Genomic DNA, 17,344 nt, shown 5'->3' with positions numbered 1-17,344 from the left:
CCCCTTAGCCTTTACGAAACATTTTCAGCATGCGCTGAGTCACGGTGAAACCACCGAAAATATTGATACTGGCGATCAGCACCGCGATGAAGCTCAGGAAGCTGATCCAGCCGCCGTGACCAATCTGCAGTAACGCCCCCACCACGATGATCCCGGAGATGGCGTTGGTGACCGACATCAGCGGCGTATGCAGCGCATGGGAGACGTTCCACACCACGTAGTAGCCCACGACGCAGGAGAGCGCGAAGACGGTAAAGTGGCCGAGGAACTCTTTTGGCGCGACGTCAGCCAGCCAGCCGAACAGAATAATCACCAGCGCCATGATCGCGTATTTGCGCCACGGAGAAGCCGGTTTGGCGGGTTCTTTTGGCTCAGGCGCCGCTTTCGTTGCCGCCTGAGGCTGAGCAGAAACCTGAATAGGCGGCGCAGGCCAGGTAATTTCACCTTCGCGGACGACGGTGACGCCGCGCACCACCACATCGTCGAAATCAACGGTGACGTTGCCGTCTTTCTCTTTGCAAAGCAGCTTCAGCAGGTTGACGAGGTTGGTGCCGTAGAGCTGAGAAGACTGCGTAGGCAGACGGCCCGGCAGATCGGTATAGCCGATCACCTTCACGCCGTTAGCGGTCGTGGTTACCTGATTTGGAACGGTATATTCACAGTTACCGCCGTTTTGGGCGGCCAGGTCGACAATCACGCTGCCCGGCTTCATGGAATCAACCATCTCACGGGTGATCAGCTTCGGCGCCGGTTTACCCGGGATAAGCGCGGTGGTGACAATAATGTCGACATCTTTCGCCTGGGCGGCGAAGAGTTCCATTTCGGCTTTGATAAAGGCTTCGGACATTACCTTCGCGTAACCATCGCCGCTGCCTGCTTCTTCCTTGAAGTCCAGTTCAAGGAATTCGGCGCCCATACTCTGGACCTGTTCCTTTACTTCAGGACGGGTGTCAAAGGCGCGTACGATAGCGCCCAGGCTGTTTGCCGCACCGATTGCGGCAAGGCCCGCCACGCCTGCGCCAATCACCATCACTTTCGCCGGAGGGACTTTACCCGCGGCGGTGATTTGACCGGTAAAGAAGCGACCAAACTCGTGGGCTGCTTCAACAATGGCGCGGTAGCCGGCAATGTTTGCCATGGAGCTTAAGGCATCCAGCGACTGCGCGCGCGAAATGCGCGGCACAGAGTCCATTGCCATCACGGTCACGCCGCGGGCCGCCAGCTTCTCCATAAGCTCCGGGTTTTGCGCAGGCCAGATGAAGCTCACCAGGGTCGTTCCCGGATTCAGCAGCGCAATCTCACTCTCTTCCGGTGCGTTGACCTTCAGAATCACCGGCGACTGCCAGACGTCTGCACCGTCGACCACTTCCGCGCCAGCCTGGATAAAGGCCTCGTCATCGAAACTCGCCAGTTTGCCCGCGCCGCTTTCAACCGCGACCGTAAAACCCAGTTTAAGCAGTTGCTCCACCGTTTTCGGTGTTGCCGCTACGCGGGTTTCATTGGCTAACCGTTCTTTTGGTACCCCAATACGCATAGTTTTCCCTTCCATCGGTTTTTGATGATGGTTTATCGATAAATGCCCGCGGTTTGTATCAATTTTCGCCATCGCGCGAGCGACGAGAGATGATTAACCCCGGAAAATAAAACAGTAACAAACTGTCTATAACCTACTGAAAATAGCGCCCGTGATCTACCGCCAGAAAACACTATTTCTTACTTTATCTGTGAAAAATAAGCGATCGGCGTCACTGACAGTGATATTTACCTTAAATTCACTGCCAGAACCGATAAATCGCGCAAGCGAAGCGGTAAAAACATGATATAGCGCCATAAGAGAACAACTTGTTAACATTAAATTAACTTGTAAAAGTCATATGCTTTATCAGTTTTACTTGTCAAACGCGTGTTTTTTCAACATATCACTAAATGTTATCGAATTCGGTGATTCAGTAAGCACAGGCAGTGAAAAATGGCGCAGACAGCGACGGGTTTTAAATGCAATAATCGGGACCGTCTCAAATTAACAACAATACCAGTACATGGTTTGCGCAAGGCGAAGGATCATTTTTATGAAGCTTAAGAACACACTCCTGGCGTCCGCACTTCTTTCCGCGACCGCCCTGTCTGCGAATGCCGCAACAGAGTTAACGCCGGAGCAAGCGGCAGCGTTAAAACCTTTTGACCATACGGTCATTGTGGGTCGTTATAATTCTATTGGCGACGCCGTCGTCGCTGCATCAAAAGCCGCTGACAAAAACGGGGCGGCCTCGTTTTATGTCGTTGACCAGTCCGATTACGGCAACAGCGGTAACCTGCGCGTGACCATCGCGCTGTTCAAAGACAATGCGCCAAAAGCTGACGCACCGAAAAACCGCGTCATCAACGGTGTTGTTGAACTGCCGAAAGATCAGGCGATTGAGCTGGAACCTTACGACACCGTCACCGTTCAGGGCTTCTATCGCAGCCAGCCTGAAGTGAACGATGCCATCACCAAAGCCGCGAAAGAGAAAGGGGCCTACTCTTTCTTCATCGTGCGTCAGGTCGATGCTAACCAGGGTGGCAACCAGCGTATTACCGCGTTCATCTATAAAAAAGATGCGAAAAAACGTGTTCTGCAGAGCCCGGATGCCATCCCGGCAAATTCAGAAGCAGGTCGCGCGGCGATAGCGAAAGGCGGCGAAGCAGCGAAGAAAGTTGAAATTCCAGGCGTAGCAACGACGGCTGCCCCAAGCGCTGAAGTGGGACGTTTCTTCGAAACGCAGTCCACGAAAGGTGGCCGTTACTCCGTTACGCTGCCTGACGGTACCAAAATTGAAGAGCTGAACAACGCCACTGCAGCGCAGATGGTGCCGTTCGACAGCATCAAGTTTACAGGCAACTACGGCAACATGACGGAAGTCTCTTACCAGGTCGCGAAGCGTGCGGCGAAGAAAGGGGCGAAGTACTACCACATCACCCGCCAGTGGCAGGAACGTGGTAACAACGTGACCATCAGCGCCGATCTGTACAAGTAACAAAATCGTTGACGAAAGGCGGCGCAATGCCGCCTTTTTTTGTTACTTTTTTTGAATTTCTGCCTCACGTCATTGCATGCATTCGTTACACTCCGTAAAATCCCGCGCCTTAGTGTGATCCACCATTTTTATGCGCCTGAGCGAAATAATTATTCTGGATTTTGACCTTTCATAACAGGAAGCCAATGGAAAAGAAACTTGGCCTGAGTGCTCTGACTGCACTCGTTTTAAGCTCAATGCTGGGTGCAGGCGTATTCAGTTTGCCGCAAAATATGGCGGCCGTTGCCAGCCCTTCCGCGCTCATCATTGGCTGGGGCATTACGGGTGTCGGCATACTGCTGCTGGCCTTCGCGATGCTGCTGCTCACCCGCATTCGCCCGGATCTGGACGGCGGCATTTTCACCTATGCGCGTGAAGGTTTCGGCGAGCTGATTGGCTTCTGTTCCGCGTGGGGATACTGGCTATGTGCCGTTATCGCCAACGTCTCCTACCTGGTGATCGTCTTCTCGGCGCTCAGTTTCTTTACCGATACGCCTGAGCTGCGCCTCTTTGGCGATGGAAATACCTGGCAGTCTATTGTGGGCGCCTCGGTGTTGCTGTGGTTCGTCCACTGGCTGGTGTTGCGTGGCGTACAAACGGCCGCCAGCATCAACCTGGTGGCGACGCTGGCGAAACTGGTTCCGCTCGGCCTGTTTATCGTTCTGGCCTTTATTGCGTTCCGTATGGACATCTTTAAGCTCGATTTCACCGGTATCGCGCTGGGCGTGCCCGTCTGGGAGCAGGTGAAAAACACGATGCTGATTACCCTGTGGGTGTTCATCGGCGTTGAAGGCGCGGTCGTGGTTTCTGCCCGGGCCAGGAATAAACGCGATGTGGGCCGCGCCACGCTGCTGGCAGTTCTGGCCGCGCTGGGGGTCTATCTGCTGGTGACGCTGCTGTCGCTGGGCGTGGTGGCGCGTCCTGAACTGGCTGAAATGCGTAACCCGTCAATGGCGGGCCTGATGGTGAAAATGCTCGGTCCCTGGGGCGACGTGGTGATTGCCGCAGGGCTGATCGTCTCCGTCTGCGGCGCTTACCTGAGCTGGACCATCATGGCGGCTGAAGTGCCGTTCCTGGCCGCGACGCACAAGGCGTTTCCACGTCTGTTCGCCCGTCAAAACAAAAACAGCGCGCCGTCGGCATCGCTCTGGCTGACCAACATCAGCGTTCAGGTCTGTCTGGTGCTGATCTGGCTCACAGGTTCAGACTATAACACCCTGCTGACCATCGCCTCGGAGATGATTCTGGTACCCTATTTCTTAGTGGGTGCGTATCTGTTAAAAATTGCCACACGCCCGGCGCATTATGTCGTGGGTGTCGGAGCCTGTATTTACGGCCTGTGGTTGTTGTATGCTTCCGGGCCTATGCATCTGCTGCTGTCGGTAGTGCTGTACGCACCGGGTCTGCTGGTCTTTATCTACGCCCGCCGCACGCATCAGCTGGAGAACGCGCTGAAGCGCCGTGAGATGGCCTTAATTGGACTGTTACTGGTTGCTGCCCTACCGGCAACCTGGATGTTAATGGGATAGCATCGCCTTTCCCATTGTTGAACTGTAAAGGAGAATACGATGGGAAATGCACCGCTTCGCCCAATACTGATTACCGGTGGAGGCCGCCGTATCGGCCTCGCCCTCGCCCATCACTTTCTCAACCTTCGCCATCCGGTCATTGTCAGCTACCGTACGGAATACCCGTCGATTGAAGGGTTACGCAAAGCCGGGGCGGTCTGCATTCAGGCTGATTTTTCGACCGATGAAGGCATTCTGGCTTTCGCGGAAAAGGTAAAAGCCACCACGACGGGACTGCGCGCCGTGATCCATAACGCCAGCGCATGGCGTGCCGAAAAACCCGGTACGTCACTCAGCGAAACGCTCTCCGCCATGCTGCAGATCCACGTCAATGCGCCTTATCTGCTTAACCACGCTCTGCAGAATCTGCTGCGCGGCCATGGGCACGCGGCCGGCGATATTATTCACTTCACCGATTATGTAGTTGAGCGCGGCAGCGACAAGCACATCGCCTACGCGGCCAGTAAAGCCGCACTGGATAATATGACGCGCTCGTTCGCCCGCAAGCTCGCGCCCGAGGTGAAGGTAAACGCCATCGCCCCGGCGATGATTTTGTTTAACGAAAACGATGATGCGGAGTATCGCCAGCAGGCGCTGAATAAGTCGCTCATGAAAATCGCGCCGGGCGAGAAAGAGGTGATCGACCTTGTGGATTACCTGCTCACCAGCTGCTACGTCACGGGCAGAACCTTTGCCGTGGACGGCGGCCGCCCGCTGCGCTAGTGAAAACGGCTCCAGAAGAAAATTAGCACCCAGGCGCTGAGTCCCCAGCAGACCACCGCCCCGCTCAGCGCCAGGGGAAGACGCAGAAAACCGGTGAAATACCACAGCGAAAGCAGGTAGAGAAAATACGGAATGATAGACCACATGCCAAACACGATGGTCGTGCGTAACGCTTCCGTACCCCGCTCAGAAGCCACGATATAGTGGGCAATTAGCGCAAAGGTCGGAAACAGCGGGATTAGCCCGGCAATGTAGTAGTTTTTCGTTTTTGCCAGAATGCCAATCAGTAACACCACCAGCGCGCCCAGTGCGGCTTTGATTACCAGCCCCATACTTTTCCCTATAACAATCAAGTAACAATATGAGCCAGAATAACGGAACCGGCGTTAATTTTGAAAGATTAATGGAAGGTTAAGGTTCCGCGGTGTATGTTGGCTTTTTTCACGAAAACAGACGCTGTATGAATAAGATTGTTTATGTTGAAGACGAACCCGAGGTCGGGCAACTGATCGCCGCCTATCTGGGTAAACATGATATGGACGTCATTGTTGAACCTCGCGGCGATCGTGCCGAAGAGGTGGTCGTCCGTGAAAACCCGGATCTGGTACTGCTGGATATTATGTTGCCAGGCAAAGACGGCATGACGCTCTGCCGTGACCTGCGCGCCCGGTGGGAGGGTCCTATCGTCCTGCTCACCTCACTGGACAGCGATATGAACCACATTTTGTCGCTGGAGATGGGCGCCAATGACTACATTCTGAAAACCACACCGCCTGCCGTCCTGCTTGCCCGCCTGCGCCTGCATTTGCGCCAGCACGCCAGCATCGAACGCGAAGCGCCCGCGCCGTCTCTGACGCCGCACAAAGCGATGCGCTTTGGTACGCTGTCTATTGACCCCATTAACCGCCAGGTGCTGCTCTCCGGCGAGCTTATCGCCCTCTCCACCGCAGACTTTGACCTGCTGTGGGAGCTGGCAACGCACGCCGGGCAAATCATGGACCGCGACGCGCTGCTGAAAAACCTGCGTGGCGTAAGCTATGACGGAATGGACCGCAGCGTTGACGTGGCGATTTCGCGCCTGCGCAAAAAGCTGCAGGATAACGCTACCGAGCCCTACCGCATTAAAACCGTGCGTAACAAGGGTTATCTGTTTGCCCCACATGCGTGGGAAACCTGATCCCATATCCCGATAAAATTACCTGCGCGAAATGAAGGCATTACGCAGCAATGCCCTCTCTTTCGCGCGTTTATTTTTACGTTTGCGCAACAATTAACTTGCTAAGCACGCGAACTATCCCATAATTAAATCTCCATCCATCCTTTCTACAGCCAGAACTGCCCCGGCGACATGCAGACTCTTTTTTCACCGTGAAGCTCTGACGATACCTCTCCCATAAAATCTTGAAATGAGGATTTAAGCCCATGAAATATGTATAACTACAGTCAGGTAGAAGCCATCAAAACCAATCTTGAATGGATTGTTAATCAGGCAGCGCTTAGCCATTCCTCCCCCTCACGCGCCGATCAAAAAGCGCTCTTTGATCTCCTTGAGCTCATCCAGACTTACGAAATACTTCTGGATTTGATTAACGAATTCGGTACCGATGTGATTGATATGCACATTGCGGAAGGACTGGCCGTAACGGAAAGACTCATCGCCAAGGTAAAAAACAGCGCAATTGCCATGTAACGCGCTCCACAGACATGAAAATATCGACGGGTTTTCATGTATATTCTGCACAAAGCGTTTCTTCGGTGAGATCCAATGAAAAAGCTGTTTGTGCAGTTTTAGTGTGCAGAAAATTCGCAACTCATTGAAATGGCTTTATTTGTCATGGTATCAGTGAGTTAGCCAGAAACGTTTAACGGACATATACGGACATGCACGGTCTTTTTGATGCCCCTATCGGTGTCCCTTCTTTCAAAATGCCCCCAAATTTGCCCCCAATATTCCCCTGTTTTGCGAAGCTCCTTCCGGGTTCGCAACACTCTGCTTTACGTCTCTCTATCTGATCAGCATGGTCGCCACGAATTCGTTTGTAAGACTTAACCAGCGCATCTCTTTTTCTCCCTGCCCTATACTTTCAGTCTGATATCTGGCTGGAGGTTTCTATGTGTGGACGCTTTGCACAAGCCCAAACCCGTGAAGAATATCTGGCATACCTCGCAGATGAAGCCGATCGAGACATCGCATTCGACCCTGAGCCGATTGGACGTTACAACGTGGCTCCAGGCACGAAGGTCCTGTTGCTAAGCGAACGAAACGAGCAGTTACATCTTGATCCTGTATTATGGGGTTATGCCCCGGGATGGTGGGATAAAGCACCCCTGATTAATGCGCGCGTCGAAACGGCGGCCACCAGCAGAATGTTTAAACCTCTATGGCAACATGGCCGCGCGATCTGCTTCGCCGATGGATGGTTCGAGTGGAAAAAAGAAGGTGACAAAAAACAGCCCTACTTCATTCACCGTGCCAATGGCCAACCAATATTTATGGCAGCGATCGGCAGCACACCATTTGAGCGTGGTGATGAAGCTGAGGGTTTTCTTATAGTGACATCGGCAGCGGATAAAGGTCTGGTCGACATTCACGACCGCCGGCCACTTGTTTTGTCACCAGAAGCGGCACGTGAGTGGATGCGGCAGGATATTGGTGGGAAAGAAGCTGAAGAGATCGCAGCCGACGGCACTGTGCCAGCTGAGATGTTTATCTGGCATGCAGTGGCCCGTGATGTTGGAAATGTAAAAAATCAGGGGAGAAAATTGATAGAACAAACAAATATATAATCTGCCGTACTTTTGATGCGCACTTTATATTTGGTTAAATATTATCTTATCTTAAGAAAGGAATATATTTGCAGCCATCGGACCACTAAGTCCATTTATACGATAAAATTCAACACGAACACCTGGCTTTAACGTTTGGATTTCACTATTACTTAACGCAGAAACATGCAAAAAAACATCTTTTCTGCCATCTGATGGGATAATCAATCCCTTTCCGCTCTTGAAGTCAAAACTTTTGACAACTCCTGTCATTTTACGAGACAAATATTTTCCTAATGGTAATCCAGATTTCACTATACAGGATCAGTTAATAATAGCTAACACTATTTTAACGGCCTTCTAGAAGGCTAAGATAAAATTTGCTTAATCATTCAACACGTGCCTTAATGGTTTGGCTGATTCGGTGCGATGATGAATCTAACTTTTCCAAAAGCCGTTCTCATAACTAGGTGTTATCTCTGATATCCCTCCTCTTGAGTCCATACATATACCAGCATACGTTTCTTATCATGAGCTTGCTTGTCAGTTTGAAATGTTCAAACGGAGTTTGTATGTCATCTAAAATCATAGGTCTTGTTAAGTGGTTTAACGAAGATAAGGGGTTTGGCTTTATCTCCCCACTCGATGGAAGTAAAGATGTTCTTGTTCACACTTCTTCCCTGCTGGGAGAAACATTTAATACTCTTTTTGAAGGACAAAAAGTCAAATTCGCTATCATAGCTGGAACTAAAGGTCCAGTCGCTGCCAATGTAACACTTTGCGATAGATAATTTTTAGATGGTTTGCTTAAGCCAGCATGACTTTATTAGTGAAAGGTGATGTTCGGTTACTCACATCATTACAACAGGCCAGCATATTTACTTACCATCAAGTTTGCTGACCGATGTGATGAAATGCAGGACTGCTGCATGAACAGTCTCAAAGCAGAAGCTAACTGCTTATAAAATACTAAAGTGCGTAAGAGGTTAGGCAGCCTCCAAAAGCATCACTTCTTATTTTTTTAATAATTTTTTTAGAAGCGCTGGGAAGATTTGAACAAAGCACAGCAGTATGGGCACACCAACTGAGCCCCCTTTTGTACACGATTGTAACTATGTTCGGAATCTTTTGAGCAGTTTGGACAAGGACATTTTACTAAATAATTTCGGCGGAATTGAGTGTTTTTACGTGCAGACATAGACTTCTCCAGTTCAAATGGACCGTTACAGTACACGTTAAGAAAGTATAATGCTTGTTTTAATTTCGAAAGAGGCAAAAAAAATGAACAAACAGAACCCTTTCGACCACCTGCAGGGGCTAGAAACCCTCAAAATACATGGTGATATATGAAAAAAGTAATCGTTTTTTTTAATGGTAAGCCAAGTAAAGTTATCACTGTGCTTAAAGGTGTGACATCAATACGCGAAGAATATCCTAATGGAGAAGTGATAAACCTTCAGATAATGTCAGCAGGTTTTCCCTCTTTAACAGGTGACCATGAAGTGGTCCATGTGGCATCAGATCGAGAGCTTACCTCTCAGGAAATATTAGATGCGGCGCAGAAGTATCTTTGACGCCAGGGATTCAACACAGACATTCATGAAATCATTATTATAACTACGTTTAATTATTATAGCCTGCTTAACGCAGGCTTTTTTTACCCCCACACAAACATTTATAATTAAGACATGTACATCCAACACCATGGCAATATGACTTTATTGCTGAGGCAACCATAAGGCTTCCATGAAAATCCTGCATTACACAGTATTAATAGTTCTTGAGGCCCCATTCTTAGATAATAATATCAACCCTCTTATCTTGGGTCTCTTGCATGACCGAAACTATTCAAGTAAGTCAAACCGAGGTGTCAAACTTCCATCCCATGCATTCATTGGTTCAGAGGGTCAGGCAGTTTTAGAGTGGGAGTCTGAAAAAGATGGAGCAGAAAAACTAAAAAAAAGACTCTACCAGATGCTGCATGGAATTACACGTTTAGAAAAATCTCCCACAGCAATTTTTCTAATGATTTGCCCAGAAGATAAAACCTTAACCTTTGTCTCAAGACTTAAAGTAAAAAAATGAACATCGATATTTTAACCTTCACCATCTGAAAATTCCGTGACCGTGAAAACTGCGAAAGAAAATCATGAGGCACATCAGTAAATATTGTATCATTTGCTAAGCATTGCTGTTACATTCGGTTTAATGATGAATCCTCCTAAGCGGCAGGGCTAATTAACCTGATGATTTGTATATCCAGCGGCTCATCCTGAATTTCTGAAGCAGCGAGTCACGAGTGGTTAGTTCAATGACTCACCGGGAGGCACCCGGCATCATACCCATAAGCCCCTGTATAATTGCAGGGGCTTATTTACATTACAAAAGCATAGTAGTAGACATATTAATCTTAATACTCATAGCCGATAATTAGGTTCGAATGAATATACCGTTTAAAGGATCATCTAACTTTTATTAGGTCTGAATACCTCGTAGTATACCGTGGAGATAACATATCCCGTTTCATCTGCCACTGCTGCTGTATGCCCTGCCCGGCAAAATAAAGCGTTCCCTTTCCATCTTTCCCGTTCAGATAATCCAGAACTTCCATCAACCTCTCGCTACCAGCACGCGGCGCGTTCTCATCGAACAGGTTGAGCTGGGCCACGCCTTGGCTGAAAAAATCCCCAAGCATGATCCCTGCCTTCTGGTACCGGTGGCCATCCTTCCAAATTTTGTCCAGACACTTTACAGCGGTGTTGATGATGTCGCGAGAATCCTGAGTGGGGGTGAGAAGCTTCATGGACGCACTGTTACCGTAATACGGCTCGTTAAGCGCAAAGGGAGAGGTTTTCACGAACGTAGAGATAAAGCGGCAGTACTGATGTTCACCCCGCAGTTTTTCAGCACCACGGGCGGCATAGCTGCAAATAGCCTGGCGCATCTGTTCATACTCAGTAACGCGTTCGCCGAATGACCGGCTGCAGACGATTTCCTGCTTAGCTGGTGCAAACTCCTCCAGATCCAGACATGGTTCGCCGCGTAGTTCCCGGACAGTTCGCTCCAGGACGACATTGAAGTGCTTTCGAATAATCCACGTACTCTGCTCTGAGAGGTCGAGAGCCGTTTTGATGCCCATGGCGTTCAGCTTCTTACTGATGCGCCTGCCGACGCCCCAGACGTCCCCCACCGGAACCAGAGCAAGCAGTCGGCGCTGGCGATCAAGATTGGATAGGTCCACTACCCCGCCCGTTTGCCGCTGCCATTTTTTGGCGGCATGGTTTGCGAGCTTAGCGAGGGTTTTGGTCTGCGCGATGCCAACCCCAACTGTCAGGTGCGTACGCTTTAGAACTGTAGCGCGGATCTCTTTCCCGAAGTCAGTCAGGTCCCGGCAGTTGCGAACGCCAGTCAGGTCGCAAAAAGCTTCATCGATACTGTAAATTTCGACGCGGGGGCTCATTTCCTCAAGCGTCGTCATTACCCGGTTCGACATGTCTGCGTACAGCTCGTAGTTGCTGCTGAAGCAAACAACCCCAGCGCGCCGAAATAAGTCCTTTTGCTTGAAGAAAGGCTCTCCCATTGTAATTCCAGCGGCCTTGGCCTCGGCGCTGCGTGCGATTACACAGCCATCGTTATTCGAGAGAACGACAACCGGTCGCCCTTTCAAATCGGGCCGAAACACCGTCTCGCATGATGCGTAGAACGAATTCACATCACAGAGCGCAAACATACTCAGCTCGCCGATTTGACTATGAAAGTAACAACGCCGAAAACGTCGAGCGTATCTTCGCTGCCTACAACAATCGGGCTATAGGCGCTATTCATTGGGATGAGTTGGACAGTTGGACGTAGCTGCAGGCGTTTAACAGTAAATTCCCCTTCCACCGCGGCGATGACAATGTCACCGTGCTCAGCTGTGCGCGAACTGTCCACCACAAGCAGATCACCATCGCTGATCCCGGCTTCGATCATTGAATCACCTGCGGCTTTGACGAAGTATGTTGAGCTCGGGTGAGCGACAAGTAACTCATTGAGATCGATGCGCTGTTCAACGTAATCAGCCGCAGGGCTTGGGAAACCACACTGTACTAAGTCACTGAAAAGCGGGAGAGCGATAATTTCTCGCAGTTCTGTTGGCCTAATGAAGTCCATTGCGCACACCTCTAGCACTGTTTTTATATACAGTAGTTGTGTTTGTATGTGTCCGCAAGATACAGGCCCTACCATTACTGCTTAAAGCTTCGCCGTTTCGCTTGTAAGTTTCTCTCTCGTTTCGAATTATGACTTTTGTAAATTATTCGCTTCAAACTCCATTTGAGTAGTTGTAATCCAAAGCCCCTACATCCAGTTCTTTGATTAGCCTTTTGATGCAACTAACTTCATCCATTAGCGCAAGGATGGCTTCATGGTGAAGGGCGGCGGCCACACCGAAGGTATCGACTGATTTTACATCCTCTATTTCTGAGCCATCTCGTAACGTTGTTTTTCCATATGATTTAACTGCTTCAGGAAAAACCTTCTCAACTTCCTGAGCAATGAAGCCATACCCATGCGCAGGAGTGTCGAGGCGATCCCATTCAACGCCTCGAAGCTGCTGCATTTTCATAAGTGGATCAGCGATTACCGTTACATTCTCTTTGATACGCTCATCAGATGCCGTTACCCAATTGCCTGTGGCAGCGCCATTGGAATGGAAAACCCAGGTGACCATCCCTTCCTGATTAGACCCTTTCAGGTTTAGTGTGACATTATCAAAATTAGCCCCGCCACCACGGGCTCCCCCGAAAGACCATTCTCCTGTATACCAGGTGCCTTTGATGAGGTTGACGTAATTACCTGTATTTGGGTTATAGCCACTGGCCACGACCAGGCTGATGCCGTTATTCATCAATCCACCGCCACCATTATCCCCTGAATTGATGGCAAATCCGGGGTTACCGTTAATCCCTGGCTGGACTGTAATTGGGCTCGTAATTTTCCCACCCGCTTTCTGATCGACAGTATTTAAGCGCGAATCATCGCCTGCGGCTACCGTTCCAGCCGCAGTTCCGACGTCCATGGTGGCGCTGTCTCCCAAACCGAGGTTTGTGCGAGCGCCTGATTCGGTTGTCGATCCGGTACCGCCTTGGTTAACAGGCACTGCCCCGCCGCTCTTCGTTGCCATATTGTCAGACAGATATTTCCATGAAGGGCCGTTGAAGGTAGTGCCGTCTGGCAGCTTCACTGTGATGTTTCCAGCGGCGGTGTAAACCTGCTGCCAGTTCTGTTTGTCGTAATTCAGTCCACGCAGTGCTTCAGCACTTTGCGCCACCAGCGCGGCAGTTACCATGTTCAGCGCCACGCGGGGAACTGCTGACCAGGCCGCACCGGATTGCGTTGGCCCGGTAAAGTTGCTGACCAGCGTCAACTGGGTATTGCTCTCGACTGATTTGACTGGCAGCGTATACGGAACGCCGCCCACAGTAGAGACAATGAAGTCACCTGCAGCGATTTCAGTTGCAAATGCCGTTCCGCTACCACCAACAATAGCGGACCCGTTTGTGAGGGTAATTGTACCTGCCGACATAAAAAACTCCTGAGCTCAGATAATAAAAAACCCGCCGAAGCGGGTTCTTGTTTTGTTCATTTTGAACAGGTCGACCTGGTGAAGTTATTTTTGCTCACCCATCGCCAGTTGAAGGGGTAGCCTGCTCTATATTCTGTCTGACTGGCTACTTTACGCACACCATAAATCTGTACCGACTGAACCTGGCCACCAATAAGCGCTTCTGCCTCGCATAATGGTTCCTGCTTTTGCAGAACTGAACCGGAGCAAGCAGAAAGAAACAGGCAGAATACCATCGCGAATATTATTTTTGTCATTTCACACCTTGGCTAGTTTTTAATAAGTAAAACTAACGCAGCGGTATTAAAATATAAAATAGATATAACAGATCAATTATGTGGATTTGATCGCTTAAAACGATCAATCATAGGCGGCAGTGTTGATAGCCGTCAAAGCTATCCCAGTCGTTGTCCCACCAGCAGCAGAACCGGTAGCCGTGGTCGAAGGCGCGGCATTAATTCTGGTTGATGAACCATTAAACCGACATCCTGAGTAAGCGGTGATATTCACAATGGTGGGTGGTTTAGTGTTATTGTTCTGGATTATCTGGGAGCCAAGAATAGCGGGTGCCACCGCATAACTACCAGGCAGAGTGACGTCAATATTAATTCCACCTGTCGTAGCTCCAGGCGACCCAACAGTCACAAGGTCACTCAGTATCCGACTTTCGTTTGTCAGAACCAACTTCCCAGTGGCATCCCAGATAGCAAATCCCCATTTTGGCAATGTCTGAGGATAAATAGCAAAGATGTAAGCCGTTAATGTATGTGCCTGTCCATAAGGATTGCTCGATCCAACAAGAATATTTCCTCCTGATCTGGCCGCAGTGACTATTGTAGGCTGAACTGTATCACTCGTTTTGCAAAAAACCATTGCTGGATAAGACACGTCCAGAGCTACTTCTGCAGATGCACCGTGATATGCCCCGCTTGCTACTGAATTAACCACTACCTTCCTGTAGAGACAAAATGGTGTGGACTGTGGCGTGATAAAGGGATTCCCATTATCCAGAGCTATCAGTGCGCCATAATCTGCCATTACGCCTTCTCCACAAAAACTACGAGCTCACATTCAGAGGCTGGATAGTTTCCAATCCCTACGCTGCTTGCAGCGCCGAGAGTTATCGTATTTCCGCTTGCGACGATACGGCGCCCCACCGATATCGCCCCCTTATCCAGAGAAACGACAAACCCGACCTTCATTCCTGCCGGAATGGTAAACGACCAGCTTCCGGAGTTCTGCCCTTCAGAAAGTTGAATACGGCCGACCACTGAAACTGGCTTAATACCATAATTGTTCGGATTGCCATTGGCATCCCATGTCTGAATGCCCCACGTCATTAAAATACCCCTGTAAGTTTGCCAATCTGTACGCGGAGGACGCCGTTCGCATCCCTGATGCTGTCAGTAACGTTCGTAGTCTTTCTTGCGCCCTGCCCGTCACTGCCGTAGTTTTCCCAGGTCCCCCCTTTATCCAGTTTCCACCCGGACTGCCCTGGGACGTAATTGTTGGACTGGATGAAGTTGCCGATTTTGGCATTGGTGATGGTGCCATCCTGAATAAACGCTGAGCTCATAAATACCTGACCATTAACAACCGCGAACGGTGAATACTGGGTATCATCGCTGCCACTCACCAGCACGAACTGATTAGCGTTAAAACCAACACGTGTAACTACTGGCTTCCCGGCCTCAGCAAGCACGGCAATCGACATCCCGGCGTTGTACATCACACCGTTTATCCTCACGCCTGTTTTGAGGGTGTAGATTGCCGAAGCGCCGGAGGCATCAACAACGGCTGTAAGCTTGTCTTCCAGGGAGGCGGTGACGTTGTTGATCTGCGCCTGCACCTGTGTCGACATTTCGGCCATTGCCCTGTCCACCTCAGCAATAGTCGTTTTCACAACCAGAATATCGGCGCGAACCTCTCCGTATTGCGCCCATTGATGTTCAACTGTTCCGTGGTTGGCCAGCGCGTTCTGCATTGTGGCTTCAAGATTGGTATCAATATCGCTGGTCAAGCGGTCGCCGTCGGCCGAGGTAAGGAAATCGTCTGCGATTTCACCCAGATAATCATCGGCGTTATCGTTAGACATCCCCCTGATCCAGTCGGTATAACCGGACTCGTTACCCGTTTTGTCTACCAGTTGCGCGCGGTACCAGAATTCCTGCCCTGCTTTAAGGCCGAGCTGGGTGTATTCCGCAGATGGATAAGGCACATCTGAGAGCAGGAGTGGATCTGAAAAGTCACTGTTGGCAGTGTACTGAATTTCCGTTTTTAGCGTATCGCCGGTGTTTGCCGGAAAACCCCAGTTCAGACGGATCCCCCAGTTAATGCCCGTGGCCGTGAATCCTAATGGCTTAGGCGGATTACCTACTTTGCCGGTCAGGATCTTCTCTTCTGAATATCCCCATCCTGAGGAAATTTCAGCGGCATTAATTGCGCGCAAGCGCACCAGGTAGCGCCCGGAATAAATCCCCGGGACGTCGAATGACGTGGTGGAGCTGCGCGGCACGTTAACCCAGTTCCCGTCATTGCGGCGCCACTGCGCCTCATAAGCGATGGCATTTTGTGCCTGGTCCCAGCTCACTCTCATGGTTTCGACGCTGATATTCTGCTGAACCACCGAAAACGAGCTGATCGCGATGTTGGCTGGCGGCGACTGATTGCCTGGAGGGATGACACTTACCGGCCGCTGATCAATGATGGCACCCGTATCGATTCGGGCATATTTATCCGGATCGTGATTTGCCCCCGTGATGGTATATGTCCCGTCATTGTTATCGGTGACACTAATTACCCTGTACTGCTGCGCATAGAGTTCATCAGATTCAATTATCCCAGCTGTAACCCAGCAGGTCGACATTCACCACGCCTTCAGCACGGTACCCGATCGCCAGGTTTTCCTGATCGTTGATGTCGTAGGAACGGAACCCCGGCGCCTGCGACTCGGTGGCCAATGCCGTCACCATTGCAGCGTGGGCATTCTGGATTTGGTTCTCGGTTGTGGTCGTAGCCGTAACCACCGGAATCTTCGGGTTCACGTCTGTCACGCTCAACAGCCTCGAGCCTTTTCTCTTCGAATTCAACTGCATCGCGCCACTGGTAGTGATGACCGAAGCCCCAGCAGTAACGACACGCGCCGCGACGATACTGCGAAAGCTGGTTTGCATCGAAGGTGGCGAGCTGCCACATCTGGGCCAAGACCTCATCGGCACTGCCAAGCGTGCGCACAATGGAGGCTTTCTGCTGCTGCGCAATGGCCTGCGCAACGTTAGGATTCGCTATGAGCTGACGACCGTAGTTTGGGTCACTATAACCAGCACGCGCAGCGGCGGCCGTGGCGTTATTGTCCTTCAGATATTCAGCAATAAAGCGCTTTACCTTCGCACTTAGCTTTATGTCCACCAGCTCTTCTGCGCTTTTATCTTTCTGCGCAGTGCGCACTATCTTTCGCGGGTAAATTTTTGTATTTTGCGCAGCAGTTTTCTTGATATAGCGGCGAGCAGTTACATAATTAAGATTATGCGCCTCGCACCATTCCTTAGGGGATATGCCAGTAGCAGCGTGATCAGACAGGAACCGCTTCTGCAGCTCGCCCCAGTCCGGCTTAGCCATTGTTACCTCTA

19 protein-coding genes and 3 pseudogenes are annotated in these 17,344 nt (G+C 50.4%); 9 read left to right on the top strand and 13 right to left on the bottom strand.

The genetic code is table 11. The features are described 5' to 3' along the window. Nucleotides 1–4 precede the first annotated feature (4 nt). Entirely contained in the window at nucleotides 5–1,534 is a 1,530-nt protein-coding gene (gene pntA / locus NI40_RS09960) for a Re/Si-specific NAD(P)(+) transhydrogenase subunit alpha (protein WP_023311474.1), read from the bottom strand. Nucleotides 1,535–2,069: 535 nt separating this feature from the next. Between pntA and ydgH the strand changes: the two genes are divergently transcribed. The 3 genes from ydgH (at nucleotide 2,070) to folM (ending at nucleotide 5,344) form a co-directional block, all read left to right on the top strand. Then, on the top strand, nucleotides 2,070–3,014 hold the full coding sequence (gene ydgH, locus NI40_RS09955; protein ID WP_039262723.1) for a DUF1471 family protein YdgH: 945 nt from the start codon (nucleotides 2,070–2,072) through the stop codon (nucleotides 3,012–3,014). Between the two features lie 185 nt (nucleotides 3,015–3,199). Beyond that, nucleotides 3,200–4,582: an amino acid permease gene (locus tag NI40_RS09950; RefSeq protein ID WP_039262724.1), complete on the top strand. Its 1,383-nt coding sequence runs from the start codon at nucleotides 3,200–3,202 to the stop codon at nucleotides 4,580–4,582. A 39-nt stretch (nucleotides 4,583–4,621) separates the two neighbouring features. Continuing rightward, nucleotides 4,622–5,344, top strand: coding sequence for a dihydromonapterin reductase (gene folM / locus NI40_RS09945; protein WP_039262726.1), 723 nt, complete (start codon nucleotides 4,622–4,624; stop codon nucleotides 5,342–5,344). Here folM and NI40_RS09940 read toward each other — a convergent pair. Next, nucleotides 5,341–5,676, bottom strand: coding sequence for a GlpM family protein (locus tag NI40_RS09940; protein ID WP_028017326.1), 336 nt, complete (start codon nucleotides 5,674–5,676; stop codon nucleotides 5,341–5,343). The two genes, folM and NI40_RS09940, sit on opposite strands and share 4 nt — an antisense overlap. 128 nt (nucleotides 5,677–5,804) lie before the next feature. On the opposite strand from NI40_RS09940, the gene rstA reads away from it, so the two are divergent. The 3 genes from rstA to NI40_RS09925 all read left to right on the top strand — a co-directional run bounded on the left by rstA (nucleotide 5,805) and on the right by NI40_RS09925 (nucleotide 8,131). After that, entirely contained in the window at nucleotides 5,805–6,521 is a 717-nt protein-coding gene (rstA, locus tag NI40_RS09935) for a two-component system response regulator RstA (protein ID WP_021241154.1), read from the top strand. Nucleotides 6,522–6,773: 252 nt separating this feature from the next. Next, nucleotides 6,774–7,034 (top strand): hypothetical protein, encoded by a 261-nt coding sequence (locus NI40_RS09930; RefSeq protein WP_039262728.1) that lies wholly within the window; start codon nucleotides 6,774–6,776, stop codon nucleotides 7,032–7,034. Between the two features lie 422 nt (nucleotides 7,035–7,456). Next, nucleotides 7,457–8,131, top strand: coding sequence for an SOS response-associated peptidase (locus tag NI40_RS09925; RefSeq protein ID WP_039262729.1), 675 nt, complete (start codon nucleotides 7,457–7,459; stop codon nucleotides 8,129–8,131). A 51-nt stretch (nucleotides 8,132–8,182) separates the two neighbouring features. On the opposite strand, the gene cspF is transcribed toward NI40_RS09925, so the two are convergent. Continuing rightward, nucleotides 8,183–8,395, bottom strand: a complete 213-nt coding sequence (gene cspF, locus NI40_RS22785; protein ID WP_071884838.1) for a cold shock-like protein CspF — start codon at nucleotides 8,393–8,395, stop codon at nucleotides 8,183–8,185. Nucleotides 8,396–8,682: 287 nt separating this feature from the next. On the opposite strand from cspF, the gene NI40_RS09920 reads away from it, so the two are divergent. Beyond that, complete coding sequence (locus tag NI40_RS09920; RefSeq protein ID WP_039262730.1) at nucleotides 8,683–8,901, top strand: cold shock domain-containing protein; 219 nt, start codon at nucleotides 8,683–8,685, stop codon at nucleotides 8,899–8,901. Between the two features lie 242 nt (nucleotides 8,902–9,143). Here NI40_RS09920 and NI40_RS24200 read toward each other — a convergent pair whose 3' ends face one another. Further along, a complete protein-coding gene (locus NI40_RS24200; RefSeq protein ID WP_213729873.1) occupies nucleotides 9,144–9,308 on the bottom strand; it encodes a YnfU family zinc-binding protein in 165 nt (54 codons plus the stop codon). A 148-nt stretch (nucleotides 9,309–9,456) separates the two neighbouring features. Between NI40_RS24200 and NI40_RS09915 the strand changes: the two genes are divergently transcribed. Further along, nucleotides 9,457–9,684 carry a phage protein gene (locus NI40_RS09915; protein ID WP_039262731.1) on the top strand — a complete coding sequence of 76 codons (228 nt, stop codon included), beginning with the start codon at nucleotides 9,457–9,459 and terminating at the stop codon, nucleotides 9,682–9,684. A gap of 172 nt (nucleotides 9,685–9,856) precedes the next feature. Further along, nucleotides 9,857–10,195 carry a hypothetical protein gene (locus NI40_RS23910; protein ID WP_127353291.1) on the top strand — a complete coding sequence of 113 codons (339 nt, stop codon included), beginning with the start codon at nucleotides 9,857–9,859 and terminating at the stop codon, nucleotides 10,193–10,195. Nucleotides 10,196–10,571: 376 nt separating this feature from the next. Here the strand turns inward: NI40_RS23910 and NI40_RS09910 are convergent, their stop codons facing one another. From NI40_RS09910 to NI40_RS09885, 9 genes and pseudogenes are all read right to left on the bottom strand, one after another. Beyond that, entirely contained in the window at nucleotides 10,572–11,840 is a 1,269-nt protein-coding gene (locus tag NI40_RS09910; RefSeq protein ID WP_039262732.1) for a Y-family DNA polymerase, read from the bottom strand. Between the two features lie 2 nt (nucleotides 11,841–11,842). Next, nucleotides 11,843–12,262 carry a translesion error-prone DNA polymerase V autoproteolytic subunit gene (locus tag NI40_RS09905; RefSeq protein ID WP_039262733.1) on the bottom strand — a complete coding sequence of 140 codons (420 nt, stop codon included), beginning with the start codon at nucleotides 12,260–12,262 and terminating at the stop codon, nucleotides 11,843–11,845. 151 nt (nucleotides 12,263–12,413) lie between these two features. Beyond that, a complete protein-coding gene (locus NI40_RS22780) occupies nucleotides 12,414–13,676 on the bottom strand; it encodes a tail fiber domain-containing protein (protein ID WP_045143000.1) in 1,263 nt (420 codons plus the stop codon). 56 nt (nucleotides 13,677–13,732) lie between these two features. After that, complete coding sequence (cor, locus tag NI40_RS24285; RefSeq protein WP_039262734.1) at nucleotides 13,733–13,972, bottom strand: phage exclusion lipoprotein Cor; 240 nt, start codon at nucleotides 13,970–13,972, stop codon at nucleotides 13,733–13,735. A gap of 103 nt (nucleotides 13,973–14,075) precedes the next feature. Next, nucleotides 14,076–14,753 (bottom strand): hypothetical protein, encoded by a 678-nt coding sequence (locus NI40_RS22770; RefSeq protein ID WP_039262735.1) that lies wholly within the window; start codon nucleotides 14,751–14,753, stop codon nucleotides 14,076–14,078. Next, nucleotides 14,753–15,055, bottom strand: coding sequence for a hypothetical protein (locus NI40_RS09895; RefSeq protein WP_039262736.1), 303 nt, complete (start codon nucleotides 15,053–15,055; stop codon nucleotides 14,753–14,755). Before NI40_RS09895 ends, NI40_RS22770 begins: the two co-directional genes overlap by 1 nt. Further along, nucleotides 15,055–16,554, bottom strand: a pseudogene (locus tag NI40_RS09890) (phage tail tip fiber protein); the annotation flags it as partial. The pseudogene NI40_RS09890 and the gene NI40_RS09895, both read right to left, overlap by 1 nt. Continuing rightward, nucleotides 16,553–16,669, bottom strand: a pseudogene (locus NI40_RS24280) (major capsid protein); the annotation flags it as partial. The pseudogenes NI40_RS09890 and NI40_RS24280, both read right to left, overlap by 2 nt. Before the next feature lies 1 nt (nucleotide 16,670). Next, nucleotides 16,671–17,333: pseudogene (locus tag NI40_RS09885) on the bottom strand (terminase small subunit); the annotation flags it as partial. Between the last annotated feature and the right edge of the window lie 11 nt (nucleotides 17,334–17,344).

The organism is Enterobacter sp. E20, assembly GCF_000801755.2.
GTDB classification, from domain to species: Bacteria; Pseudomonadota; Gammaproteobacteria; order Enterobacterales; family Enterobacteriaceae; genus Enterobacter; species Enterobacter asburiae_B.
This window is presented reverse-complemented; position numbering and strand designations above follow the sequence as displayed.